This is a genomic window from Rhodobacter xanthinilyticus, assembly GCF_001856665.1.
Taxonomy (GTDB): domain Bacteria; phylum Pseudomonadota; class Alphaproteobacteria; order Rhodobacterales; family Rhodobacteraceae; genus Rhodobacter; species Rhodobacter xanthinilyticus.
Genome location: NZ_CP017781.1, coordinates 1,397,501 through 1,422,832, shown reverse-complemented (window position 1 = coordinate 1,422,832; position 25,332 = coordinate 1,397,501). Strand labels below are relative to the sequence as shown.

Below are 25,332 nucleotides of genomic sequence, written 5' to 3'. Positions count from 1 at the left end.
CCAACATCCTGGAGACTGAACCATGCCCGTCCTGACGGAACCGCCCAGCATGGGCGATGTCCTCAAATATGAGGTCAACCCGAACTACACCCGCGAGGTCGTGACGCTGCTCGCAGGCACACCCTACCCCGTGGGCGCCGTCCTTGGCCGCATCACCGCCAGCGGCAAGTACAAGCTGGCGACCAGCGGCGGCACCGATGGCGCGCAGACTGCATCGGCCGTCCTGCTCTATGCCGTCGATGCCACGCTGGCGGACGCCGTGGGCATCGTCGTCGCCCGAGGCCCGGCCATCGTCTCGCGTGCGGGCCTCGCCTACGACGCCACTGTCGATGACGGGGCGAAGATCACCACCAAGATCGGCCAACTCGCCGCAGCAGGCATCATCGCCCGCGACGGCGTCTGACGCAGCCCACCCGGCCGCGCCCATCCCCTCATTCCCCGGAGCCCCACCATGACCCTCGTCCGCAATCCCTTCGACGCTGGCGGTTATTCGCTGGCCGAGATGACGCAGGCCATCAACATCCTGCCCAACCTCTACACCCGCCTCGCCCAGATCGGCCTCTTCCGCTTCGAAGGGGTCAGCCAGCGCTCGGTCATCATCGAGCAATATGAAGGCGTCCTGAGCCTTCTCCCCTCCGTCCCCCTCGGCGGCCCGGCCACGGTCGGCACCCGCGAGGGCCGGTCGATGCGCAGCTTCGCCCTGCCGTGGATCCCGCATGACGACGTGATCCTGCCCGCCGACATTCAGGGCCAGCCCGCGCTGGGCGGCGCTTTTGATTCCGCCGATCCCCTCGTAGAGGTGATGAACCGCAAGCTGCTCCTCATGCGGCGCAAGCATGCACAGACCCGCGAATATATGGAGATGAACGCGCTGCGCGGCATCGTAAAGGACGGGGCCGGGACGACCCTCTACAACTACTTCACCGAATTCGGTCTGGCGCAGATCTCGGTAGACTTCGTGCTGGGCACGGCCGGAACGAACGTGCAGGGCAAGGTGCGCGAGGTTCTGCGCGCCATTGAGGACAACCTCTTGGGCGAGGCCATGACCTCGGTCCACGCGCTGGTCAGCCGGGAATTCTTCGACAAGCTGATCGCGCACCCGAAGACCGAAGAAGCCTACAAGTTCTACGCCTCGACCGGCGCCCAGCCGCTGCGAGAGGACGTCCGCCGCAACTTCCCCTTCGGCGGCATCCTCTTCGAGGAATACTCGGGCACCGTCACCCTCTCGACCAAGGCCACCGAACGGCTGGTCCCGGCGAACGAGGGCATCGCCTTCCCGCTCGGCACGATGGACACCTTCACCACCTATGGCGGCCCGGCGAACCTGCTCGAGACCGCCAACACCATCGGGCTGCCCCTCTACGCCCGCCAGCATCTCGACGAAAAGGGCCGCTGGATCGACGTGATGACAGAGGCCTCGATCCTGCCCATCAACAAGCGACCCCGGCTGGCGATCCGCCTCCACACGTCGAACTGACGGACCCACCCATGTCCGTCTTCGCCACCGCCATGTACCGCATCTTCACCCATGCATCCATGGCGGCCCCGGCCCTCTGGATCTCGGCCACCACGTCCGAGGAACGCCCGATCCGCATCATCCGCCGCGCGCCCGACCGAGTGACCGACTTCGGCGCTGGCCGGTTCGTCAGCGACACGACGGTGGTGGATGTGCGTGTGGCAGACCTGCCCGCCCCGCGCCCGGGCGACGTCATCGTCATCGGCGCGGACAGCCATGTCATCCAGGGAGAACCGCTGCGCGACCGGGAACGGCTGATCTGGACCCTCGATCTCCGCCCGGCGTGATCCGATGAAACTGAAGCTCACCATCGATCCTGACATCGTTGCGATAATGCAGGCGGAAATCGCTGCGGGCCAGAGGGCGGTCACCACCGCCATGCGCGAGGCAGGCGCGGGCCTCAAATCCGCCTGGCGCAGCCAGATCACCCGCGCGGGGCTGGGCACACGGCTTGGCAACTCGATCCGGCTGGCCACCTATCCCAGGGGCAGCGAGAGCCTGAACGCCGCGGCGCTGGTCTGGTCGAACGCCCCGGTGATCGTCGGCGCGCACGACGCCGGACCACTGATCCGGTCGCGCAACGGCTTCTGGCTGGCAATCCCAACCCCGGCGGCGGGGAAAAGCACCCGCGGTGGTCGCATCACCCCCGGCGAATGGGAACGCCGCTCGGGGCTACGTTTGCGGTTCATCTATCGCCGCCGGGGCCCAAGCCTCCTGGTGGCCGAGGGGCGGCTGAACAGCAAGGGCCGCGCTGTGGCGTCAAGAGCTAAGACAGGCCGCGGGCTGACCACCGTGCCGATCTTCCTTCTGGTGCCGCAGGTCAAGCTGCGCAAGCGGCTCGATCTGGCGCGGGATGCCGAGAGGGCCATCGACGGCGTACCGGGGCGGATCGTGGCGGGGTGGCGCGAATGAAATGGAGCTACTCCTCAAGTTCAGATCACGAAAGGGATTGTCATTTAAGCCAGCTAGCCTTTTGAATAGCCTCAAGAAGGTCTCGCATGTGTCGAGTCGCGCCATCTAAGTGAGGCCAAATGAAAGAGCTTGAGATTTTCCTTCAAGAGCATTTTTCAGAGTCCGATTTCGTGTACAAGCCTGAGCATCCTCTACTCTTGCGAGGGCCTGATGCTCTCGTAAGTGGTACAGGAAATCTATGCGCGGTCTTCGTACCAAACGGATGGGAAATTGATAACCCAGCTCACTTGGCGACTCGATTGATATCTTCGAGACTAGCGCTTCCCGAGCACTGCAGAACAGTCCTGTTGGCAGATGGTGTTGGAGGTGATTTCTTTCTTCTTGAGCGCGACTTTGGTTTATTCACAAGCTTGGACGACTCGGCACTCCCAAAATTCATAAGTGATAGTAGCGATTTCGGAGCATCAAGACGGATGGAACGAAAGATACAAGCTGGCGTACTGAAGACCTATGACATCGCACTCACCTTGACCGAACAATCCTATCGGATCACCAGGACAAGGAGGTCTAGCTCCTCGCCTGAACCATCACGACGAGTTCATTCGAACAATAAGAGCTCACCGCTGGAAAGCGGATTCCTTAAGTACTCGCCAAGGAATAGAATTGAGATCGAAGGACGCCCGATGTCCTTTCTATCGGGAAGGAATAGGAACAACGTAATCCAGCAGCTGATGTTTGCGGCAAGCGGCGCCATACTTGAGCGCTACACCCTGGATACGGGAATACCTTACCCAAAGGAAAAGCCCGTACATGTCGCTATATCCCCTACTGCAGCGGAAACTATCGACATGAGAGGCAGGTATGCCCACGGTGCCGCATTTTCGGGAACGTCACTGATTCCCACTGATGACTTGGAAACCATTCAGTCAGTGATTGAATCGAACAAATACGTTTCAGAATCCTTTTAGAGGAAGGCGGCGCCCATGAAAGCTTTTGAGAAGCAAGCAAAGACCCTAGCACTGATTGTGAAGTCATCGACCAAGATTTCCAACCCAGCGACGCAATCAGCCATACTCGATGAAATCAATGAAACCGTCCGTGTGGCCAAGATAATGCCAGAGAGGCGTAAGCAGCTCTTGCGAATAATGCACCTCGCCAGAGGACTAGAGACCTCCGCTCGAGCGATTGTTGACGCAAACGGGATTGTTCTTTCTAACGATAAAAAGAACCTTGGAGGATACTTGTCAGCTCTCGCAAATCACGGAACCCCGATCATCCCACAGAACATGAAGAAGGAATGCTACGACCGCGTAGCTAGGCTTAGAAATCGAGTCGCACACGGCGCGGGGCAGTACCCAACCGGCAATCTGCAAGTCGACAGCGCATTCACTTCTGTGTATAATTGCTTGTCAATTATGCTCAGATAATGACCGACTACTTCTCAGTGGCTCGCCATCGGTTACGCCAATTCTTGGGTTGATTCTGGTAAGCGCAGGCACATGCTATCTGCATGATAATTCTGGACGGAATCGATTTATCGTTTCAGCTAGAGGCTCTTGATCCACTAATTTGGTCGGGTCTAGTTCGGACAATTGACGTTATGCCCACCACCCGCGAATACGTCCTCGCCGCGCTGCACGCGCGGCTGCAGCCGCTTGCCGCCCTCACCCTGCGCGATGAAGTGCTGCCCGAGCGGATCCCCACTGCCGGTCTGATCATCCTGCGCGACGGCCAGCCGGGCGAGCCGGAGGTGACTCTGTCGCCCCTGCGCTATCACTACCAGCACAGGGCCGAGCTGGAGGTAGTCGTCCAGGCGGGCACCGGCCGGGCCAGCGCCTTTGATGACCTGATCGCCGCAATTGGCGCGGCACTTGAGGCGGACCGTACGCTGGGCGGCCTCTGCGACTGGGTCGAACCCGAGGCCCCGGCGACGGTCGACCTGCCCGTCGAGGGCGCGGCGGCCTTGAAGGCGGCGCTGATCACCGTCGTCCTGCATTACACCACGACCGGCCCCCTGGCCTGACATCCCCCGCAAAGGAGACCCCCATGGCACGCGCACACGGCGCGCGGGCGCAGATGGCGCTTGCGTTTGAGACGGTTTACGGCACCCCGCCCGCCAGCGGCTATCGGCTGATGCCCTTCGCCCGCACCACGCTGGGCGCGGAGCAGCCACTCCTGAACAGCGAACTGCTCGGCTACGGCCGCGATCCCTTGGCCCCGATCAAGGACGCCGTCACCGCCGATGGCGAGGTGGTGGTGCCGATCGATGTGGAGGCCTTCGGCTTCTGGCTGAAGGCCGCCTTCGGCGCGCCGACCACGACAGGGACCACGCCCAAAACCCACACCTTCCAGTCGGGCAACTGGACCCTGCCCTCGATGGCCATCGAAGTGGCCATGCCCGAGGTGCCGCGGTTCGCGATGTACGCTGGTTGCGTGATGGACCAGTTGTCCTGGCAGATGAACCGCTCGGGCCTGCTGACCGCCACGGCACGCTTGATCGCGCAGGGCGAGGCCATCGCGGCCGCCACCGCCGCTGGCACGCCGACCGCGCTCGGCCTTCAGCGCTTCGGCCATTTCAACGGCGTGGTAAAGCGCAACGGCTCCGCCTTGGGCAACGTCGTCTCGGCCGAGATCACCTATGCCAACGGTCTCGACCGGATCGAGACCATCCGCAACGACGGCAAGATCGAGGGTGCGGATCCGGGCATGGCCGCGCTGACCGGCCGGATCGAGGTGCGCTTCGCCGATAGCGCCCTCGTCACGCAGGCCATCGACGGCACGCCCTGCGAGCTCGAGTTCGCCTACAGCCTCGGGGCGAACGCCAGCTTCACCTTCACGGCCCACGCCGTCTACCTGCCGGTCCCGCGGATCGAAATCCCCGGGCCGCAGGGCATCCAGGCGACCTTCGACTGGCAGGCCGCCAAGGCCACCAGCCCCGCCCGCATGTGCACCGCCGTCCTCGTCAACACCGTCACGGGATACTGATCATGATCCGCCTGAACCTGTCGAACCGGCCCGAATGGCTGGAGCTGCTTCCCGGACTGCGCATCTTCGTGGCCCCTCTCACCACCGCGCTAATGGTCTCGGCGCGCGCCGATCCCTTGATCGACAATTTGTCGGAGGCATCAAGCCAGGAGGACATGGCGCTGGCCATGGCCAAGGCCGTCGCCCGCCGCGCGGTGCTGGAATGGGAAGGCGTCGGCGACGATGACGGCAACCTCGTGCCCGTCAGCCCGGCCGGGATCGACGCCCTTCTCGACATCTGGCCGGTCTTCGAGGCCTTCCAGGCGCAATACGTCGCCCGCGGCCTGATGCTGGATCAGGAAAAAAACGCCTCCGCGCCCTCGCCGACTGGTCCTTCGGCGGGGGCGACGGCTACTGCGCGGCCTGCGCAGGCCCCTGCCCCGACTGCCCCGCAAGACTGAACCGGCCGCAAACCGTTGAGGGCTGGCAGGTCTGGGACCTGACCCAGCGCCTTGGCGGCCAGCTGCGCATCGCGCCGGGTGCCGTCATCGGTTGGGACATGGGCGCGGCGCTGGCATTGGCGCAAGCGCTGGGCGTTAGCGCACTGATCACCGCCGAACTGCTGCCCGAGATCGAGGCGGTGATGGTGCGCAAACTCAACGAGCAGATGGAAGGACGCCGGAATGGCTGAGAAGAAGGTCTCCGTCCGCCTCGTGGCGGAGGGCGGACGCCGCGTGCGCGCGGAACTGGAGGGCGTGGGCGACGCCGGTGCCCGCGGCTTCGGCCGCCTGTCACGCGAGATGGAACTGGCGAACACTCGGCTTGCGGCCTTTGCGCGCCGGGCCGGTCTTGCCCTCGGGGCCGCAGCCGCAGCGGCGACAGCCTCGCTCGGCCTGATCGTCCGCTCCACCGCCGAGAGTGCCGCGCAGATCCGTCAATTCGCGCAGGTCGCCAATGCGACGCCCGAGGCGCTGCAACGCTGGTCGGCCGGGGCTCGGACGGTCGGGATCGAGCAGGAGAAGCTGGCCGATATCCTGAAGGACATGAACGACCGGGTCGGTGATTTCCTGCAGACCGGAGGCGGGCCGATGGCGGATTTCTTCGAGAACGTGGCCCCGCGCATGGGCGTCACGGCCGACCAGTTCGCCCGCCTTTCCGGCCCCGAGGCGCTTCAGCTTTACGTCGACACGCTGGAACGGGCCGGGCTCAGCCAGCAGGAGATGACCTTTTATCTGGAGGCCATGGCCTCGGACGCGACGCGATTGATCCCCCTCCTGCGGAACGGCGGCGCCGAGATGGCCCGACTTGGGGATCAGGCATCCGATCTCGGCGCAGTGCTGGACGGCGATGCGCTGGAAGCCCTGCGTCGCACCCAACTCGCTCTGGGCACCGTATCCCTCGCGTTCGATGGCCTCCGGAACCGCATCGCCGTGGCCATCGCTCCGTCCATCGAGGCGTTGGCGAACGTGTTCGTGACCCTTGCCTCGGATGGCGGGATCCTTCGCTCGGCTATCGACGGACTGATCGGCAACCTCGGTCGTCTCGCCTCCTACGCCGCGACCTTCGCTGCCGTCATGGCCGGGCGCTGGGTGGCGGGCCTTGCCGCTGCGGCCCTCTCCTTGCGCGGACTTGCAACGGCCTTGGTCTTCCTGCGTGGCGCCCTCATCCGGACCGGCATCGGCGCGCTGATCGTCGGCGCAGGCGAGCTGGTCTATCAGTTCTCGCAGCTTGTCGCCCGGCTCCGTGGCGTGGGCGAGGCCTTCCGGCTGCTCGGCGATCTGGCTCGCGAGGTCTGGTCGCGCATCGCTCTGTCGCTGGATGCGGCCCTCGCGCGGATGGCCGCTGGATGGGAGGGGCTGAAGGCGGCCGGTCTTTCGGCGCTGGAAGGCACTATCGCAGGCGTGGTCAGCTTCGGCGACCGGACAGCCGCGATCTTCCAGGGGGCCTATGACGCGGCGGTCGCAATCTGGGGCAGTCTGCCCGCGGCCATTGGCGACTTTGCCTTCCAGGCGGCGAACGGGCTGATCTCGGGCGTCGAGGCGATGCTGAACGGCGTCGTCACCCGCATCAACAGCTTCATCGAGACCCTGAACGCGGCACTCGCGCTTCTGCCCGAATGGGCTACCGGCGAAGGTGGCGTGCGGATCGGCATCCTCGATCCGGTGGAACTCGGCCGCATCGGCAACCCCTTCGAGGGCGCGGCTGCGGGCGCTGCCGCTGCAGACGCCTTTTCGGCTGCGCTGTCCCGCACCTACCTCGACCCGCCCGATCTCGGTCTCGGCGCGATGGCCGATGACGCCTTCGCTCGGGCCGACGGGTACCGCGAAGCGGCAGGCATGCTCGCAGATGCTGCCGGTCGGCCACTCGCCAGCTGGCAGGCCCTGAAGGATGCCGTCACCGGCACGGGGACCGAGGCAGAGACCGCGCTGGCAGATGCCGCCGCCTCGGCCGATGCCTTGACCACGGGGCTGAACGACACCGCCACCGCCGCCGAGGGCGCAGGCGGTGCCGCGCGCGACGCCGGGGCGGCTGCCGCCGAAGGCGCGGACACGGCCCTTTCCGGCTGGCAAGCCGTCACCGCCGCACTCGCCGACTACGCCGCGAAGGCGCGCGACATCGGCGGGGATATTGGCAGCGCGCTGGTCGGGGCCTTCCAGAGCGCGGAGAACGCCATCGGCGACTTCGTGAAGACCGGCAAGCTCGACTTCCGCGATCTGGTCACGTCGATGATCGCCGATCTCGCCAAGCTCGCCGCCCGGCGCTTCATCCTCGGCCCCATCGCCAATGCCCTTTCCGGCGCGCTGGGCGGAGCGGGCGGGATCTTCGCCAACATCCTGCATGCGGGCGGGATGGTCGGCGCCCCCGGTCCCGGCCGGATGGTCCCGGCATTGGCTTTTGCCGGTGCGCCGCGCATGCACAATGGCGGCTGGGCTGGGCTGCGGCCCGACGAGGTGCCAGCGATCCTGCAACGCGGGGAGCGGGTCCTCTCGCGCAGGGAAGCCTCGGGCTACGGCCAGGCGGGCACCTCGACCGTCAACGTCACGATCAACGCCCGGGATGCTGAGAGTTTCCGCCAGTCCCGCACGCAGGTCGCCAGCGACATCGCCCGCGCTGTGTCGTTGGGCCGGAGGGGGATGTGATGGCCTTTCACGAGGTCCGGTTTCCGGACAACATCAGCCGTGGCGCGCGCGGCGGCCCCGAACGCCGCACGCAGATCGTCGAACTGGCAAGCGGGGCCGAGGAGCGCAATGCCAGCTGGGCCAATTCGCGCCGCCGCTATGATGTCGCCTACGGCATCCGCCGCGCTGACGATCTGGCAGCAGTCGTCGCCTTCTTCGAGGCGAGGAATGGCCGCCTCCACGGTTTCCGCTTCAAGGACTGGGCCGATTTCAAGTCCTGCCTGCCATCGCAGTCACCGAGCCCGACCAACCAGCCCATCGGCACCGGCAACGGGGCGGCGACTCTGTTCCAGCTGACCAAGCGCTACAGCTCCGGCGCGCAGTCCTGGACGCGGGCGATCACCAAGCCAGTCGCCGGGACCGTCACCATCGCCCTGAATGGTACGCCGCAAGCCTCCGGCTGGTCGGTCTCGACCGCGACCGGCCTCGTCACCTTCACCACCGCCCCGGCTGCAGGCGTCGCCGTCACTGCGGGATTCGAGTTCGACGTCCCGGTCCGCTTCGATACGGACGCCCTCGACGTCACCCTCGACATCGAACGCCTCGGCTCGATCACCTCGATCCCCCTCATGGAAATCCGCACATGAAGTCCATGAACCCCGTGCTTCAAGCCCATCTCGACGACGGTACCACCACCCTGTCCTGGTGCTGGCGCATCACCCGCGCCGATGGCGTGACCTTCGGCTTCACGGACCACGACCGGACGCTGTCGTTTGACGGCACCGAGTTTGAACCGGAAAGTGGGTTGACCGCCTCCGAAGTCCGATCTGGCTCCGACCTCTCCGTGGACGCGCAGGACGCGCAAGGCGTGCTGTCGTCGGACCGGATCACCGAGACCGACATCCTCGATGGCCAATGGGATAATGCAGCGGTCGAGGTCTGGCGGGTGAACTGGTCGGCCCCTTCGCAGCGCGTGCTGCTGCGTCGCGGGGCCATCGGCCAGATCAGGCGCGGGCGGCTGGCCTTCGTGGCAGAGGTGCGGTCGCTGGCCCATTTCCTCAGCCAGACGGTCGGGCGGACGTTTCAGGCGAGTTGCGACGCCGCGCTGGGAGATGCGCGCTGCGGCGTGAACCTTGACGCCCCGGCCTTCAAGGGGACCGGCGCAGTGATCGATGTGCTGCGGGACCGGGCGTTCACCGCTTCCGGCCTTGGCACCTTTGCTGCGGGCTGGTTCGGCTTCGGGCTTGTCGAATGGACCAGCGGCGCGAATGCCGGGCGGCGGGTCGAGGTGCTGTCGCATGACCTCGTCGATGGCGTTGCGATCCTGACCCTGCTGGAAGCGCCAGTGCGGCCGATCACGGCCACGGATGCCTTCGTGGTGCGGGCGGGCTGCGACAAGCGGATCGCGACCTGCGGGACGAAGTTCGCCAATGTCGCAAACTTCCGGGGCTTCCCGCACATCCCGGGCCAGGACGCGGTCCTGCGCTACGCCACCAAGGACGGCGGCCATGAGGGGGCGGTGCTGTGAAGACCGCCGATCCCGCTCTTGTCATCGCCGTTGCGCGGTCATGGCTAGGCACGCCCTATCACGACCAGGCCAGCCTGCGCGGGGTCGGCTGCGATTGCCTCGGCCTCGCGCGTGGCGTCTGGCGCGAGGTGATCGGGCCGGAGCCGTTCCCGATCCCGCCCTACAGTCGGGACTGGGGCGAGACCGGGCCCAGGGAAGTGCTGGCAGAGGGCGCACGCCGCATGATGCCGGAGATAACACCGGCCGACGCCCCACCCGGCGCGCTGGTCCTGTTCCGCATAATGCCCCGCGCCATCGCCAAGCATGTGGGCATCCTCACCGGGCCCGACACCTTCCTTCACGCCTACGAACGCCTCGGCGTGATCGAGGAACCGCTGACACCGACTTGGGCGCGCAAGATCGCCTTCGCCTTCCTGTTCCCCGCACTCTGAGATTTTCCCATGGCCACGCTTGTCCTCGGTGCTGTCGGCTCCGCCATAGGCGGGGCCTTTGGCGGCGCGATCCTCGGCTTCTCTGGCGTAGCCATCGGTGGCTTCATCGGCTCCACCATCGGGTCGGTGGTGGACAGCTGGATCGTGTCCTCGCTGGCCCCCGCGCAGAAGATCGAGGGCCAGCGCATCGACAGCTTGCGCATCACCTCGGCTACGGAAGGCGCAATCATCCCGCGCCTCTACGGCCGCATGCGCATCGGCGGCAACATCATCTGGGCGACCGATTTCCGGGAGGAGACGAAGACCACCACGCAAGGCGGCGGCAAGGGCGGGGGCGGCGGCCGGGTGCAGACGACCGAATACCTCTATTATGCGTCCTTCGCGGTCGCCCTCTGCGAGGGGCCAATCACCGGCATCGGCCGCATTTGGGCCGACGGCAAACCACTCGACATGACCGGCATCACCTGGCGCTGGTATCGAGGCGACGATACCCAGACGGCCGATCCCTTCATCGCGGCGAAGATGGGTGCCTCCAATACGCCCGCCTACCGCGGCACCGCCTATGTCGTCTTCGAGGAACTGCCGCTTTCCACCTACGGCAACCGCCTGCCGCAGCTTTCGTTCGAGGTCTTTCGGCCGCTCGCGGATCCCGACACGGCCGAGGGGCTGGTCAAGGCCGTGACGATGATCCCGGCCTCGGGCGAGTTCACCTATGCGACCGAGGCTGTCCGCAAGACAGTCGGGGCCACGACCACCATCTTCGGCCAGACGACCGGCGGCACCACCTCGACCGAGAACCTGAACGCCTTGCCGGATGAAGCCGATATCGTCGTGGCCCTCGATCGGCTGCAGGCCATGGCCCCGGCTGTCGAGAGCGTCAGCCTCGTCGTCGCGTGGTTCGGCAACGACCTGCGCGCGGGCAACTGCACCATCAAGCCCGGCGTGGAGGTGGCGACCAAGGTCACCAGCCCCAAGGTCTGGGCGGTCAACGGGGTCTCCCGCGCTGAAGCCCATCTCGTCAGTCGCGACGTCGAGGATAGGCCAGTCTATGGCGGCACGCCTGCCGACTTTGCCGTGGTGCAGGCGATCCGCGAGATGAAGGCGCGCGGGTTGCGCGTCACCTTCTATCCGTTCCTGCTGATGGATGTGCCGCCCGGCAACACGCTGCCGAACCCATACAGCGCGAATGCCGCCACACCGGGCCAGCCCAGCTTCCCCTGGCGCGGGCGGATCACCTGTTCGCCTGCGGCGGGCTATGCCGGGACCGCGGACAAGACCGCCGCCGCCGCGACGCAGGTCGCCAGCTTCTTCGGCGCGGCCACTCCCGCGCAGTTCGCGATCTCTGGCGACACTGTCAGCTGGACCGGCCCCTCCAGCGACTGGGGCCTGCGGCGGATGATCCTGCACTACGCCCATCTCTGCGCGGTGGCAGGCGGGGTCGATGCCTTCCTGATCGGCACCGAGATGCGCGGGCTGACCACGATCCGCTCCAGCGCCAGCGCCTATCCGGCCGTGACGGCGTTCAAGGCGCTGGCGGCCGATGTGAAGGCAATCCTCGGGGCGGGCACCAAGGTAGGCTACGCCTCGGACTGGTCGGAGTATTTCGGGCACCAGCCCGGCGATGGGACCGGGGATGTGTTCTTCCACCTCGATCCGCTCTGGTCGGACGCGAATGTCGATTTCATCGGCATCGACAACTACATGCCGCTTTCCGACTGGCGCGACGGGTTTGACCACGCCGATGCGCTGCAAGGTTGGCCCGCGATCCATGATCGGGGTTACCTGCAGGCCAACATCGCTGGTGGCGAAGGCTTCGACTGGTTCTATGCCAGCGCAGCCGACCGGTCGGCGCAAATCCGCACGCCGATCACCGATGGATCCGCAGGCAAGCCTTGGGTGTTCCGCTACAAGGATCTGCGCGCCTGGTGGTCGAATGCCCATTTCAACCGGCCGGGCGGGGTCGAAAGCGGCACGCCCACGGCATGGGTGCCGCAGTCGAAGCCCGTGTGGTTCACGGAACTGGGCTGCCCTGCCATCGACCGGGGCACGAACCAGCCGAACGTCTTCTTCGATCCGAAGTCGTCGGAGAGCTTCACCCCGTATTTCTCCCGCGGCTGGCGCGATGATGCGATCCAGCGCGCCTATCTGGAGGCCAGTTACCTGTGGTGGGGATCCCCCGCCAACAATCCGGTGTCCGCGATCTACGGCGGCCGGATGGTCCATGTCCCCGAATGCGCCGCCTGGACCTGGGATGCGCGACCCTATCCCTTCTTCCCCGAACTGACCGGCGTCTGGACCGATGGCCCGAACTGGCGGCTCGGGCACTGGCTGACCGGGCGGCTCGGTGCGGTGTCGTTGGCTGCCCTTGTGCGTCATCTCTGCCTGAGCGCTGGGCTTGATGAGGCGTTGATTGACGTCACCGGCCTCTGGGGCGCGGTCGAGGGCTATGTGATCGTCGCGCTGGAAAGCCCCCGCGCGTCGATTTCCACGCTGGCCCGGCAATTCGGCTTCGATGCCATCGAGACCGAAGGCGTGATCCGTTTTGTCATGCGCGGCCGCGCCTCGGTCGCCACACTGGCCATCGACGATCTGGTGGCCAGTCGTGAGGGTGAGGCTTTTGAGCTGACCCGTGGTCAGGAGACCGAACTGCCTCAGGCGCTGAAGTGGCAGGTCGCGCGCGCGGACGAGGATTATGACGCCGCGCTGGTGGAAGCGCGGCGGATCACCGTCGACACCACCCGCATCGCCTCCGAGTCCTTCCCCATGGCGATCCCGCCCGAGGAAGCCGAACGCCGCTGCCGCCGCGCACTGATGGAAGGCTGGATCGGACGCGAGAGCGCGACCTTCCGCCTGCCGCCCTCGCGGCTGGCGCTGGACCCGGCCGACGTGATCCGGCTGGCGCATGACGGCCGCGAGGTCGAGTTCCGCCTGGTCTCCGTCGCCGATGCCGAGGCGCGCGGGATCGAGGCTGTCCGCCAGGACCGCGCCGCCTACGATCTGCCGCCCGGGGATCCCCGGCCCGCCTCGCTCTCCAGCCCCGTCGTCTTTGGCACGCCCGAGGTGGTGATGCTGGACCTGCCGCAGATCAGCGAAGACCAGCCCGCACATCGGCCGCTGATCGCGGCCCATGCCAGTCCCTGGCCGGGCGAGATCGCCGTGTTCCGCAGCGCCTCCACGGATGGCTTCGCGTTGCTGACGACCTTCGGTAGTCGGGCGCGGATCGGCACGCTGGCCTTCGACTTCTTTCCGGGGCCGACCTCGCGCTTCGATCTGGGCAACGCGCTGGTCGTCGATCTGCTGTCCGGAACGCTGGAGAGCGTGACGGACGTTGCGCTGTTCGGCGGGGTCAATGCGCTGGCGGTCGAGGCGGCAGCAGGGGTGTGGGAGATCATCCAGGCAGGCGCGGCTGAACTCATCGCCCCCGGCCGCTATCGCCTGACCCGCCTGCTGCGTGGCCAGCGCGGGACGGAATACGCGATAGGCACCCCGGCACCGGCTGGGGCGCGGATTGTGGTCCTGGACACCGCGCTGTCATCGCTGCCCATCGCCGAAGCCGACCTCGGTCTGCCTTGGAACTGGCGCATCGGCCCTGCGGCACGGGCCGTCAGTGACGCAAGCTATGCCGCGCTGGGCTTCGCCCCCTCCGGCCGGGGGCTTGTCCCCTTCGCGCCGGTGCATGTCGAACAGCCGTGGCGAACGGCCCGCAACACGGGCGATCTGACCATCCGCTGGACACGGCGGTCCCGCGCGCTGGTCGCCGATGCCTGGGAGCAGGTCGAGGTACCCTTGGCAGAGGACCTGGAAAGCTACGACGTCCAGATCCTCGACGGGGCTACGATCAAGCGCACTCTGACCAGCAGCACGACCTCCGTCCTCTACGCCGCCGCCCAGCAGACCACTGATTGGGGCGCGCCGCTCGGGCCGGGGCAGACGCTGGCCATCCGCATCTTCCAGCTCTCGAACCGCCTCGGCCGCGGCACGCCCGCCGCGGTCACGCTGCAATTCTGATCCCAATCCACGGGAATCCCCATGTCCGACACCACGACCCATCTGGGCCTGCCGTATCTTCTGGCCGCCCAGGCGCAGAAGCACGTCACCCACAACGAGGCGCTGCGCCTGCTCGACGCCATGGTGCAGCTCTCGGTCCTCGACCGCACGCGCACCGCGCCCCCGGCCAGCCCGGCCGACGGCAACCGCCATCTGGTGGCCTCCGGCGCGACCGGCCTCTGGGCTGGGTGGGACTTGAACGTGGCCTTCTGGGTTGACGGCGCGTGGATCCGGCTTGTGCCGCGCACCGGCTGGCTGGTCTGGGTCGCGGCCGAGGGGCTGTTTCTCGTCTGGACGGGCAGCGTCTGGGGGGTCGTGGGCGAGCCGCGCGACGTCTCCGATGCCGTGTTCAGCCTGGTGAACGATGCGGACCCAACGAAGAAGGCGACATTCTCGCTGGCGGGGATCAGCACCGGCACCACGCGGAGTTTCACCCTGCCCAACACCTCCTCTGAACTGGCAATCCTTGCAGGCACCCAGACCTTCACGGGCAACAAGACGTTTTCGGGGACTCTGACCGCCTCGGGCACGGTCACCGTCTCGGCAGCGTCCGCCAGTATCGGGACGGCCACGACGACCGCGACCTACGGAATGGGCACCGGGGCGACGACCACCGGCGTCACCAAGACCGTGAACCTCGGCACCGGCGGCGCCTCCGGATCGACCACGGTCGTGAACATCGGCTCTGCGACGGCTGGCGCAGGCGGCACGACGGTGGTGAACACGCCCACGGTCACCTTCGCCAATGCGGTCACGCAGGTCGGCATGCCGCAGGCGAACCTGACAGCTCAGCTTCTCGGCCTCGGCGGGGCCACGGCGGACAGTTACAACCGGGTTTCGGTCAACACTCCGGCACTGCTGTTCAACAACGTAGGCGCAGGCATCGAGGCCACCGTCAACAAGGCGGCCGCCGGAAACGATGCAGCTTTCGCCTTCAAGACCGGGTTTTCGGCGCGGGCGCTGATTGGCTTGCTCGGCAACGACGATTTCAGCTTCAAGGTCAGCCCTGACGGATCCACGTTCTTCGACGCGATCCGGATCGACCGCACCAGCGGCCAAGTGGAACTGCCGCAGCCGACGGTATTGCCGGGACTGGCGGCCGCGCCAACCCCGCCGCCCTCAGGCAAGGCATCGGTCTATGCCCGCAACCGCGCCGGAGCGCCGTGGATCGACGTCATGCGTCCCTCGGGACGGGACTTCCCCTTGCAGCCGCACTTCGGGGTGAACCGGATCGCAAACTGGTCGCCCTCGGTCAGCACCACGATCACGACCGAAGGCCTGCCGATCACCTCGGTCGGCACCGTCTCGCACCCGACCCTCGCCGCGACGAACCTCGCCGCCTCGATGCGGCGCTGGCGTCTGACCTCGGCGGCCGTCGTGGACTCGGTCGCCGACCAGCGCTCCGCAGGCTGGGCCTGCTGGCGCGGCAACGCGGCGGGCTTGGGCGGCTGGACCTTCGTCACCAGGATTTCGCTCACGACACTGCAGGCGACGGGCATGGGCTTCTTCGGCCTCTACGGTTCAACGGCAGCCCTTGCCACCACCCAGACACTGGCCGCAGCCATCAACTGCATTGGCATCGGCTTCCAGCGCGGGACGCACACCCGTTGGCAACTGGTCGCGAATGACGGCACCGGGGCGCCGACGCTCACCGACATGGGCGCGAGTTTCGCCATAGCGACGGGCGGGGTGCTGACCCTGTTCATCGCGGCCCCGCCGAATGGGTCATCCGTCTGGGTGCGCGTGGTCGATGAAGTGTCTGGCGCGGTCTTTGAGCAGGAGATCACCGCTGACCTGCCCGCCGCGACGCAGTTCCTGTCGCCGCGGCTGTTCCTGAACACCGGCGCGACGGCCGCCGCCGTCGCCTACGACTGCGCCGGTGTCTACCTCGAAACTGATTTCTGACCAACCGCAGCCTGCGGCAATGAAAGGACCATCATGAACGACCAGACCACTCTCGCCGGGGAGGTCGCGCGGGCCTTCCGGGATCACGGGATCACCGCCGCGCTGACCGCCCTGATCGGTGGCACCATGGCCTTGATCGCGGCGATCACGCGCAAGGCCTTCACCAACGAGGCCCTGCTGGACCGGCTCGACCGGGAACTCATTACCGAACGCGACCGCACCGACAAGCAGCGCAGCGAAGATCGCAAGGTGGATGGCGACCGCCTCGACCGGATCGAGACGGACATCCGATCCATGCGGGACATGCTCTTCGACGCCTTCCAGCGCGGCCGATCCGACTGATCGTCGACGACATCACCACCACGACCACATCCCCCGCCCCAGAGGCGGGTTTTTTCATCTGGAGGATCCACCATGCCGACCCTGACTTACCCCCACTGGCGCGATGTGCCCGCGTCTGCATGGCGTTGGCCGAACTTCTCGGCCGCCGAGATCGCCTGCCGCGGCACCGGCGCGATCAAGATCAACACGGAAGCCATGGACAAGCTGCAGGCCCTGCGCGACCGGCTGGGCAAGCCGCTGATCATCCGCTCGGCCTATCGCAGCCCGGAACACAACCAAGCCGTGGGCGGGGCCCCGGCCTCGAAGCACATGCAGGGCACGGCCTTCGACATCGCCATGTCGAACCACGATCCTGCCGCCTTCGAGGCGGCGGCGCGGGCAGTGGGCTTCCTCGGCTTCGGCTATTACCCCCGTTCCGGCTTCATGCACATCGACCTCGGACCTGCCCGGTCCTGGGGCGATCCCTTCCCGGCGCGGCCCGTGCCCTTCGCGCCGGAACTGACGCCTGCGCGCGAAGTGCTGTCGGAAAGCCGCACGCTGCGCGGTAGTGGCGCGGCTGGGGCGGCCACCGTCGGCGCCGCCAGTGTTGAAGTGCTGCAGGACATCCTCCTGGAAACCCAGTCCACCATCCATCCATTGGTGCCCTACCTCGACACCTTGCGCTGGGTGCTGATCGCCATCGCGCTGATCGGCATCGCCGTCACGATCCATGCTCGGCTCGACGACTGGAAACGGGGCCAGCGGTGATTGGCTGGCTCCTCAGCCATGGCCCGGCGCAAAAAGCGCTGGGCCTGATCCTCACCGCCGCAGCGATCCTGCTGTTCCTCATGAACCTGCGCCGCGCAGGCGAGCGCGCCGGGCGCGCCGCCGAACGGCTTGATGCCCGAGAGAGAAACGATGCCATCCACCGCCAGATGCTCGACGCCGCCGCCCGCCGCCCTGCTGATCGCGATGCTCTGGCTGACCGGCTGCGCGACGGTAAGTTCTGAGACCAGCGCGCCCTGCCCGCCTGTGGTCGAGTACACCGCAGCAGATCAAGCGCGGGCCGCCGATGAGGTCGAGGCTTTGCCGGGAGAGGCTGTCATCGTCCGGATGCTCGGCGATTACGCCGTGTTGCGCGATCAGGCACGGGCGTGCAGGTGAAATCCGAGCCGGGCGAAGCCTGCCACGAGGCAAGCGCCAGACGCCTCGACCGCGGCGCATCGCCCGGCCCGGTTCATGGATTCACGATGTCAACGAGCAGCAGGGATTCGCTGCGAGTTGATGATGTCAGGTGCTGCCCTGCTTGTCTCACGGAGTGATGGGCACAATTGTGCACCTCGCAGGGGCTGGCCGTTCGCCCTCACGGGAGTGAGGGGGACATTTCTTCGAGGCCAGTGAGTATCCGAGCACGAATGCGGTCCAGCAAGTCGGCGCCAGCGGAGATATCAAAGCTCGCAGTTTCCAGCAGTGTTTCCTGCCCCGTCACCCGGAACCGCGCACGGATCCCCTCTTCGTCGCCCAGGCCAGCGTGGTGGGGATAGAGCAGCGTCAGCCGCGGGGCCTTGTAGAGGTGGGCATAAGCCATCATCTGATAGACGTCCGCTTGGGAGACCCCTTGCTTCGGATCGTCGATCCGGTCGGAAATCCGCTTCCATTTGGTGTCGATCACATGGGCAACCTGATCGCCAAGCTTGATGAGGATGTCGGGCTTGGTCTGGAAAACCGCACGTTCGTCATCGACCGACGTCAGACAAAATAGGCGGCCACCCTGCAGGGTCACGCGGAATTCGGACCCCGCCAGCGCCCGCGTCACCAGACGGCCGATGTACTCCTCGAACAGGGCATTCATCTCGAAGAGCAGGGCCGATCCCTGCCCCGACCCAGCACTGGTCGTTTGGTACCGGTTGCGCAGGAACAGCTGCGCCATTCCAAAGAGTTCCTGCCAAGCACTGTTGGTGCGGTCGATGACAACATCGTCCCACCGCAGGGCCGGGAGCTGCACTTCCGCAACCTCGGCATAGACGAAGGCCAGTTCCCGCAGGCGCTGGACGTTCGTCGCGTTGCGCGACATGCCCGCCAGATGCGCGATGGTCGCCTTCATGATGCGGTTGAGGGCGATATCCTCGGACAACTCGTCATAGCGGCACGCGAGACGGCCCGGGTTTGCGAGATGGCGGGTAAACTGGCGCGGGATATCCAGCGATCCCCGCAAGGTCGGCAGGTCATCATCGTGCAGGGTGTAGCGCCGCGGCATGCCCCGTCGCACCGCCTCGGTCAGCTTGTCGCAAAAGATGCGGATCAGGATTTCCAGCAGCGTTTCGCGCTGCCAGTCGAGGTCGGTCATGCGCCCGGTCTGTATCTTCAGGTCGAGAGCCACCGCCAGCATGTGGACAAGGCGCTTGCGGATTTCGCGCGTCTCTTGTGCCGATCCTTCCTTTTCGCCGACATCGATCTTCGGCAGGATTTCCAGCGTGCAGCCCGGCACCGCCAGAACGCCGACCACGCCCTGCGCCTTTATCCGATCATCCTCACGTTTCAGCACACCACCGCCGCCACGCCCGGCGAAGGGGGATGCCTTGGCCAGTGCAAAAAGGCGCTGGGCAAGATGCGTTGGAATGCATCCCTCCTCATCGCCATAGGGCACGGCCTCCCATTCGCGAACCGACCAGGGGGGCATCAGGCTTTGAACTCGGAGAAGTCGAATGCTTCCTTCACGCGCCAGCGCAGCCGCTCGCCGCTGAAATCATCATCGGCAATTCCCGGCGGCGCAGTCAGGCGGCGCGCCTCCAGAAACCGGGACGGCCCCTGCGGGCCATCGCCCAGAACAGCGGCGACCTTCGACCAATCCTCGTAGAAATATTCGGACAGAAGCGGAATGACCTTGTGCCGCATGACGACCTCGACCTCTTCGGCAGACTTGCAACCAGTGAAATAGGCGTGCCCGATCTGGTGTTCGCGGTCGAAGAGATACTCGATGCGATCGTTGATCGTGGCCAGCAGCTTCTGCAGGTTGATCCCGCCGACATTCGGGGACAGGACTGAGGGGTTCGGCATCAGTTCCTTGAAGGTAAACCGACGGCGCAGGGCCGTATCCAGCAGCGCAATCGAGCGGTCGGCCGTGTTCATGGTGCCGATGATGTGCAGATTGGGCGGCACGCCGAAGGGCTTCTTCGAGTAGGGCAAGGTCAGCTGGATTTCGTCGCGCCGCCCGAGGCGCTTGTCCGGTTCCAGGAGCGTGATCAGTTCGCCGAAGACTTTCGAGATGTTGGCCCGGTTGATCTCGTCGATGATCAGGACATGCGCAGATGCGGTACCCTGCTCAACCCTGACCGTGGCGCCCGACGTCTGCAAGTCGCCATCCATTGGAGGGTTCCGCACCGCGGCAGTTGCGGAAGTCGCGTCTGCAGGCACCAACCAAGCCTGGTCCGGATGACTAGCCCATGTGGGCATGTTGTGTTTTTCCCAACCACCGGTCGGCTCAATACCCGTCTCTCGACCTGCTCGCACGAGGGCTTCACGATATTGCTGGAGGGAGAAACCCTGCGGGTGTTCCTCCGCCAGCTGTTGCGCGACATCCTGGGCAAGTTTTCGGAAGGTGCCATCGCGCACAGGCGGCAATTGCCCCACGGTGAACAGGCCTTTTTCCAAGGCGCGTTGGGGCTGAAAATCATTGTTGTCTGTGGCTTCTGTCGCGGGCGGTGCAGACGGAGCGACATCCGGCTCTTGGGCATCAGGCATCCCTGCAGTTGCATCTGCATCCTGCCGGTGGCTCGCAACATCCCTTGCACTGGCCTCTGCACGCCGAGCAACTCGCTGGAAAATCCCGGCAACAGGTTCAAGTCGAAAGCCTGCACTGTTTTCCGACGGCACCTCTCCGTCAACAGCGGGCCTCAACCCCTCGACGAATTCCTCGTATGACATCGACTGGTGGAAGGTCACGAACTCGATCCGGCCCTCGGACATCAAGCGCCGGTATTCCGCCATCAGCCGGTCGCGGTTCTTTTCACCTGAGAGGCCAGCGGCGACGTCCTCGCCCAGACAGAGGCGAACCGCCTCCCACGCCGTCTGGTAAGTCTTGCCGGTGCCGGGAGGTCCGTAGAGGATCAGGTTGGTCGTCTTGACCGCCGTCCAGGCAAATTGGTCCTGCGAGCGGGCTTCTGAATCTGCCATCGCGTTACCCTCTTTGTCCCCGGTATCGAGGGTGAATGTGAAAGTCGTCGTGCTGGACGGATTGGGCGTAGTCGACTGAAGCGTTGAGTAGCCCGCCATGTCTTTGAACTTCTTGCCACCCAAGGCGCTGCAAATTGTCGGAAAGGCATCTTGCTCGGAAATGTCGCGAGCTACGTCCCGCGCACGGATGGCCACTGAAGACATGTCAGCTTCGCGGGCAGGTGCGATGTAGTAATTGAGTGCGACCAAACGCACGCGGTCTGCCCCGCGCATCAGGTGGGTGTACTGCTCTGGCAGCGGCAGTGGTACGTCGTCTTGATCGACAATAATGTAGCCTGCCGCGTGGAGACGTGCGGCCGCATCATGTGGCTGACTCCATCCGCCAGTGAGTGCGTTTGACGCCTTGGACAGCAGGTACCCTACAATCGGCTTTGTCGGAAAGCGCCTGTCCTGGCGCGGGCGGGTCGACCGCACCCAATACTCGGATGGCGTGCCGAAGCTTGAGAACGCATCGGCATGGGCACCGGACGTGCGGAACTGGTCGTAGGCGTCCATCGCACCCTCGATCCGGTCGCGAGAGAAGGCTTCATCTCCGCCATTGGCACCCTTGCGAAGGATCTCATACCCAAGAGCCTCGAGTTTGGCGAAGGATTGCGCCTCCCCAAAACCGTTGAAGAATTCCTTGGCCGCGAGAGCACGACCATCGGGAAGATGCCCCACAGCTGCTGCGACAGTCGCCTTCGCCGGATAGGACTGCTCATTGCCCTCGTCGCTGACCCAGACCTGAGGGCTGGCAAAGCCACCGCGGGCGAGGAAGGCCTTAAGGCCCAAGCTATCACACTCCCGCATCGCCGCATCGATCTCCTTGCGGGTCAGGCAGTCGACCAATGCCTTGTGTTCTGCCTTGTCGGGCACATTGGACTGTTCGGTCAGGAAGGAATGGTAGAGTTTCAGGGCCTGCTGGAGGCTGGCCAGCCCCGTGCGCAAGACACCATCGATGGGGACGGGTGACGGGTTGGGGCGGTCTGCGCGTTCATCCTCGGCCGTGTAGGCAAACCGGTTGAGGATGCTGTCCCTATCCTCCTGCGCGAACAACTCATCTAGATCGCCCAGATACTGCTCCACGCGCTTGGCACTGCTCACGCGCGACGAAGCAGTCGCATCCGTTTGCCCCTGCGCAACCAACCACTTCCGGAACTCGTCCTGCTTCATCGCCTGCCCGTCCGTCTGCCTGAGAGGTGCTGATCCGAGGTCAGGAAGCCAAGGGCAAAATCCTTCGTCGTCAATTCACCGTCTAGAGAACCACGGGGGGATGATGGCGGGAAGCGGAATCGCACGCAACTGCGAGTTGCCTGCTGCTGCCTGCGACTGCGTGATTATCCGTGCTGGTGCGGTTTTTCTGGTGTCGTGTTGATGTGGCGTTGATGTAGAGGGGAACACCAAAAACCCGACGGTTTGCGTCGGGTTCTAAGGGTCTGATATCTTGTGATATTTTGGTTGCGGGGGTAGGATTTGAACCTACGACCTTCAGGTTATGAGCCTGACGAGCTACCGGGCTGCTCCACCCCGCGCCGGGTGTATATTGCCCCGAGGGCTTTATGGGCTGACGGGGTATTTTTTGTTATCGTTCTGAGAGATTGGCTTCTTTCTAGGTTTGGCGGTGACCTACTCTCCCACGTCTTGAGACGCAGTACCATTGGCGTGTTGGCCCTTAACGGCCGAGTTCGGGATGGGATCGGGTGTTTAGCCAGCGCTATGACCACCAAACCGAGGAAGAAGCCTGTCCAAGTCTTGTATGTAACCAGTGTATACTTGCTTTTGATCGTGAGCCTTGCTGCTACTGGATCAAATCAAGCCAATCGGGCAATTAGTACCGGTCAACTGAATGCATTGCTGCACTTACATCTCCGGCCTATCGACGTGGTGGTCTTCCACGGCCCTCAAGGGATACCTAGTTTTGAAGGGGGCTTCACGCTTAGATGCCTTCAGCGTTTATCCTGTCCGCTCATAGCTACCCAGCACTACCGTTGGCACGATAACTGGTCCACCAGTGGAGCGTTCACCCCGGTCCTCTCGTACTAGGGGCAACTCTTCTCAAGTATCCTACACCCACGGCAGATAGGGACCGAACTGTCTCACGACGTTCTAAACCCAGCTCACGTACCTCTTTAAATGGCGAACAGCCATACCCTTGGGACCTGCTCCAGCCCCAGGATGAGATGAGCCGACATCGAGGTGCCAAACGATGCCGTCGATATGGACTCTTGGGCATCATCAGCCTGTTATCCCCAGAGTACCTTTTATCCGTTGAGCGATGGCCCTCCCACTTGGGACCACCGGATCACTATGGCCGACTTTCGTCTCTGCTCGTCTTGTCAGACTTGCAGTCAGGCTGGCTTCTGCCATTGCACTCAACGACCGATTTCCGACCGGTCTGAGCCAACCTTCGCGCGCCTCCGTTACGATTTGGGAGGCGACCGCCCCAGTCAAACTCCCCACCATGCAGGGTCCCGGACCCGGATAACGGGCCGCGGTTAGACATCAAGAGTGCGAAGGGTGGTATCTCAAGGGAGGCTCCACGGGAACTGGCGTCCCCGCTTCAAAGCCCACCACCTATCCTGCACATCACAATCCTGATGCCAATGCAAAGCTAGAGTAAAGGTTCATGGGGTCTTTCCGTCTAACCGCGGGTAGTGTGCATCTTGACACACAGTTCAATTTCGCTGAGTCCACGTTTGAGACAGCGGGGAGATCGTTACGCCATTCGTGCAGGTCGGAACTTACCCGACAAGGAATTTCGCTACCTTAGGACCGTTATAGTTACGGCCGCCGTTTACTGGGGCTTCAATTCGGAGCTTGCACCCCTCCTTTTAACCTTCCAGCACCGGGCAGGCGTCAGACTGTATACGTCGCCTTACGGCTTCGCACAGCCCTGTGTTTTAAGTAAACAGTCGCCACCCCCTAGTTTGTGCCCCCCACCGATACTTGCGTACCAATGGGGCCTCCTTCTCGCGAACTTACGGAGGCATTTTGCCGAGTTCCTTAAACGTGGTTCTCTCAAGCGCCTTGGTATACTCTACCTGTCCACCTGTGTCGGTTTAGGGTACGGTCTTATGGAGGGTTATTTCCAGGGACCTCTAAGCAGCCCGTTCAATCCGATAAGAACGAACTACCCTCGAGATCCGTCACATCCTCCTGGCCCAGGAATATTAACCTGGTTCCCATCGACTACGCCTTTCGGCCTCGCCTTAGGGGCCGGCTTACCCTGCTCAGATTAGCTTTAAGCAGGAACCCTTGGACTTTCGGCGAGAGGGTCTCTCACCCTCTTTGTCGCTACTCATGTCAACATTCTCACTTCTGATCACTCCACCGGATGCCTTACAGCCCGGCTTCACAGTCAGAACATTGCCTCCAATCTCCCCGAGGGGATGAAGGAGGCAGCGTTCTATATCACAGAACGCTCCGCTACCACGCACATCGCTGTGCATCCAAAGCTTCGGCTCGTGGCTTGAGCCCCGTTACATCTTCGCCGCAGGACCTCTTAACTAGACCAGTGAGCTGTTACGCTATCTTTAAAGGATGGCTGCTTCTAAGCCAACCTCCTGGTTGTTTTGGAAGTCCCACATGCTTTCCCACTTAGCCACGAATTGGGGGCCTTAGCTGTTGGTCAGGGTTGTTTCCCTCTTCACGACGGACGTTAGCACCCGCCGTGTGTCTCCCGGATAGTACTCTTGGGTATTCGGAGTTTACTTAGACTCAGTAAGGCTGTGGGCCCCCATCATCCATGTAGTGCTCTACCCCCCAAGGTATTCGTCCGAGGCGCTACCTAAATAGCTTTCGCGGAGAACCAGCTATCTCCAGATTTGATTGGCCTTTCACCCCTAGCCACACGTCATCCGGACCCTTTTCAACGGGTGTCGGTTCGGACCTCCAGTTGGTGTTACCCAACCTTCATCCTGCACATGGCTAGATCATCTGGTTTCGGGTCTGATCCATCGAACTCGTCGCCCTTTTAAGACTCGCTTTCGCTGCGCCTACACCTAACGGCTTAAGCTCGCTCGATAGACCAAGTCGTTGACCCATTATACAAAAGGTACGCCGTCACCGCTCAAGGCGGCTCCGACTGCTTGTAGGCGTCCGGTTTCAGAAACTGTTTCACTCCCCTCGTCGGGGTGCTTTTCACCTTTCCCTCACGGTACTGGTTCGCTATCGGTCAGTAAGGAGTACTTAGCCTTCGAGGGTGGTCCCCCGATCTTCAGACAGGATTTCGCGTGTCCCGCCCTACTTAATACGTCCAATCAAACTTCGCATACGGGGCTGTCACCCATATTGCTGGCCTTTCCAGACCATTCTGCTCGTCATCATGGCTCGGCTGGTCCGCGTTCGCTCGCCACTACTAGCGGAGTATCTATTGAT

The 25,332-nt window shown here is 64.3% G+C and carries 21 protein-coding genes, 1 tRNA gene and 2 rRNA genes (1 of these 24 running past the window's edge); 19 read left to right on the top strand and 5 right to left on the bottom strand.

Features of this window, described 5'->3' with window-relative positions:
* Positions 1 to 22 precede the first annotated feature (22 nt).
* From LPB142_RS07030 to LPB142_RS06955, 19 genes are all read left to right on the top strand, one after another.
* Positions 23 to 403, top strand: coding sequence for a head decoration protein (locus LPB142_RS07030; RefSeq protein WP_071165929.1), 381 nt, complete (start codon positions 23 to 25; stop codon positions 401 to 403).
* A gap of 48 nt (positions 404 to 451) precedes the next feature.
* The gene (locus LPB142_RS07025; protein WP_071165928.1) at positions 452 to 1,477 is read left to right on the top strand and encodes a major capsid protein; all 1,026 of its coding nucleotides are present in this window, start codon (positions 452 to 454) and stop codon (positions 1,475 to 1,477) included.
* Positions 1,478 to 1,488: 11 nt separating this feature from the next.
* On the top strand, positions 1,489 to 1,803 hold the full coding sequence (locus LPB142_RS07020) for a head-tail joining protein (protein WP_071165927.1): 315 nt from the start codon (positions 1,489 to 1,491) through the stop codon (positions 1,801 to 1,803).
* Positions 1,804 to 1,807: 4 nt separating this feature from the next.
* The gene (locus tag LPB142_RS07015; RefSeq protein WP_071165926.1) at positions 1,808 to 2,428 is read left to right on the top strand and encodes a DUF6441 family protein; all 621 of its coding nucleotides are present in this window, start codon (positions 1,808 to 1,810) and stop codon (positions 2,426 to 2,428) included.
* 119 nt (positions 2,429 to 2,547) lie between these two features.
* Complete coding sequence (locus LPB142_RS18985) at positions 2,548 to 3,396, top strand: hypothetical protein (protein WP_156894333.1); 849 nt, start codon at positions 2,548 to 2,550, stop codon at positions 3,394 to 3,396.
* A 15-nt stretch (positions 3,397 to 3,411) separates the two neighbouring features.
* Positions 3,412 to 3,855 carry a hypothetical protein gene (locus LPB142_RS18980; protein ID WP_156894332.1) on the top strand — a complete coding sequence of 148 codons (444 nt, stop codon included), beginning with the start codon at positions 3,412 to 3,414 and terminating at the stop codon, positions 3,853 to 3,855.
* Positions 3,856 to 4,028: 173 nt separating this feature from the next.
* Entirely contained in the window at positions 4,029 to 4,451 is a 423-nt protein-coding gene (locus tag LPB142_RS07010) for an acyl-CoA transferase (protein ID WP_071165925.1), read from the top strand.
* Between the two features lie 23 nt (positions 4,452 to 4,474).
* Positions 4,475 to 5,413: a phage tail tube protein gene (locus LPB142_RS07005; RefSeq protein WP_071165924.1), complete on the top strand. Its 939-nt coding sequence runs from the start codon at positions 4,475 to 4,477 to the stop codon at positions 5,411 to 5,413.
* Positions 5,414 to 5,415: 2 nt separating this feature from the next.
* Positions 5,416 to 5,853: a hypothetical protein gene (locus LPB142_RS07000; protein ID WP_071165923.1), complete on the top strand. Its 438-nt coding sequence runs from the start codon at positions 5,416 to 5,418 to the stop codon at positions 5,851 to 5,853.
* A gap of 98 nt (positions 5,854 to 5,951) precedes the next feature.
* Positions 5,952 to 6,083 carry a DUF7697 family protein gene (locus LPB142_RS19785; protein WP_269635468.1) on the top strand — a complete coding sequence of 44 codons (132 nt, stop codon included), beginning with the start codon at positions 5,952 to 5,954 and terminating at the stop codon, positions 6,081 to 6,083.
* On the top strand, positions 6,076 to 8,532 hold the full coding sequence (locus LPB142_RS06995) for a phage tail tape measure C-terminal domain-containing protein (RefSeq protein ID WP_071165922.1): 2,457 nt from the start codon (positions 6,076 to 6,078) through the stop codon (positions 8,530 to 8,532). The genes LPB142_RS19785 and LPB142_RS06995 overlap by 8 nt, the downstream gene beginning before the upstream one ends.
* On the top strand, positions 8,532 to 9,158 hold the full coding sequence (locus LPB142_RS06990; RefSeq protein ID WP_071165921.1) for a DUF2460 domain-containing protein: 627 nt from the start codon (positions 8,532 to 8,534) through the stop codon (positions 9,156 to 9,158). The genes LPB142_RS06995 and LPB142_RS06990 overlap by 1 nt, the downstream gene beginning before the upstream one ends.
* Entirely contained in the window at positions 9,155 to 10,039 is an 885-nt protein-coding gene (locus tag LPB142_RS06985) for a DUF2163 domain-containing protein (RefSeq protein WP_071165920.1), read from the top strand. Before LPB142_RS06990 ends, LPB142_RS06985 begins: the two co-directional genes overlap by 4 nt.
* Positions 10,036 to 10,470, top strand: coding sequence for an NlpC/P60 family protein (locus LPB142_RS06980; RefSeq protein ID WP_071165919.1), 435 nt, complete (start codon positions 10,036 to 10,038; stop codon positions 10,468 to 10,470). The genes LPB142_RS06985 and LPB142_RS06980 overlap by 4 nt, the downstream gene beginning before the upstream one ends.
* Before the next feature lie 9 nt (positions 10,471 to 10,479).
* Positions 10,480 to 14,478 (top strand): baseplate multidomain protein megatron, encoded by a 3,999-nt coding sequence (locus LPB142_RS06975; protein WP_071165918.1) that lies wholly within the window; start codon positions 10,480 to 10,482, stop codon positions 14,476 to 14,478.
* Positions 14,479 to 14,499: 21 nt separating this feature from the next.
* Complete coding sequence (locus tag LPB142_RS06970) at positions 14,500 to 16,422, top strand: DUF2793 domain-containing protein (RefSeq protein ID WP_071165917.1); 1,923 nt, start codon at positions 14,500 to 14,502, stop codon at positions 16,420 to 16,422.
* Positions 16,423 to 16,455: 33 nt separating this feature from the next.
* Positions 16,456 to 16,764, top strand: coding sequence for a hypothetical protein (locus LPB142_RS06965; RefSeq protein WP_068767754.1), 309 nt, complete (start codon positions 16,456 to 16,458; stop codon positions 16,762 to 16,764).
* A 72-nt stretch (positions 16,765 to 16,836) separates the two neighbouring features.
* Complete coding sequence (locus LPB142_RS06960) at positions 16,837 to 17,511, top strand: YcbK family protein (protein WP_071165916.1); 675 nt, start codon at positions 16,837 to 16,839, stop codon at positions 17,509 to 17,511.
* Positions 17,508 to 17,753 carry a hypothetical protein gene (locus LPB142_RS06955; protein WP_394328608.1) on the top strand — a complete coding sequence of 82 codons (246 nt, stop codon included), beginning with the start codon at positions 17,508 to 17,510 and terminating at the stop codon, positions 17,751 to 17,753. The genes LPB142_RS06960 and LPB142_RS06955 overlap by 4 nt, the downstream gene beginning before the upstream one ends.
* A gap of 353 nt (positions 17,754 to 18,106) precedes the next feature.
* Here LPB142_RS06955 and LPB142_RS06945 read toward each other — a convergent pair whose 3' ends face one another.
* The 5 genes from LPB142_RS06945 to LPB142_RS06925 all read right to left on the bottom strand — a co-directional run.
* Positions 18,107 to 19,390: an McrC family protein gene (locus LPB142_RS06945; protein ID WP_232230989.1), complete on the bottom strand. Its 1,284-nt coding sequence runs from the start codon at positions 19,388 to 19,390 to the stop codon at positions 18,107 to 18,109.
* Between the two features lie 32 nt (positions 19,391 to 19,422).
* Positions 19,423 to 22,128: an McrB family protein gene (locus LPB142_RS19360; RefSeq protein ID WP_071165913.1), complete on the bottom strand. Its 2,706-nt coding sequence runs from the start codon at positions 22,126 to 22,128 to the stop codon at positions 19,423 to 19,425.
* Between the two features lie 282 nt (positions 22,129 to 22,410).
* Positions 22,411 to 22,487 (bottom strand) — tRNA-Met (locus LPB142_RS06935).
* An 81-nt stretch (positions 22,488 to 22,568) separates the two neighbouring features.
* Positions 22,569 to 22,683, bottom strand: a 5S ribosomal RNA gene (gene rrf, locus LPB142_RS06930).
* 79 nt (positions 22,684 to 22,762) lie between these two features.
* Positions 22,763 to 25,332: ribosomal RNA gene (locus tag LPB142_RS06925) — 23S ribosomal RNA — on the bottom strand; it runs 259 nt beyond the window's last position.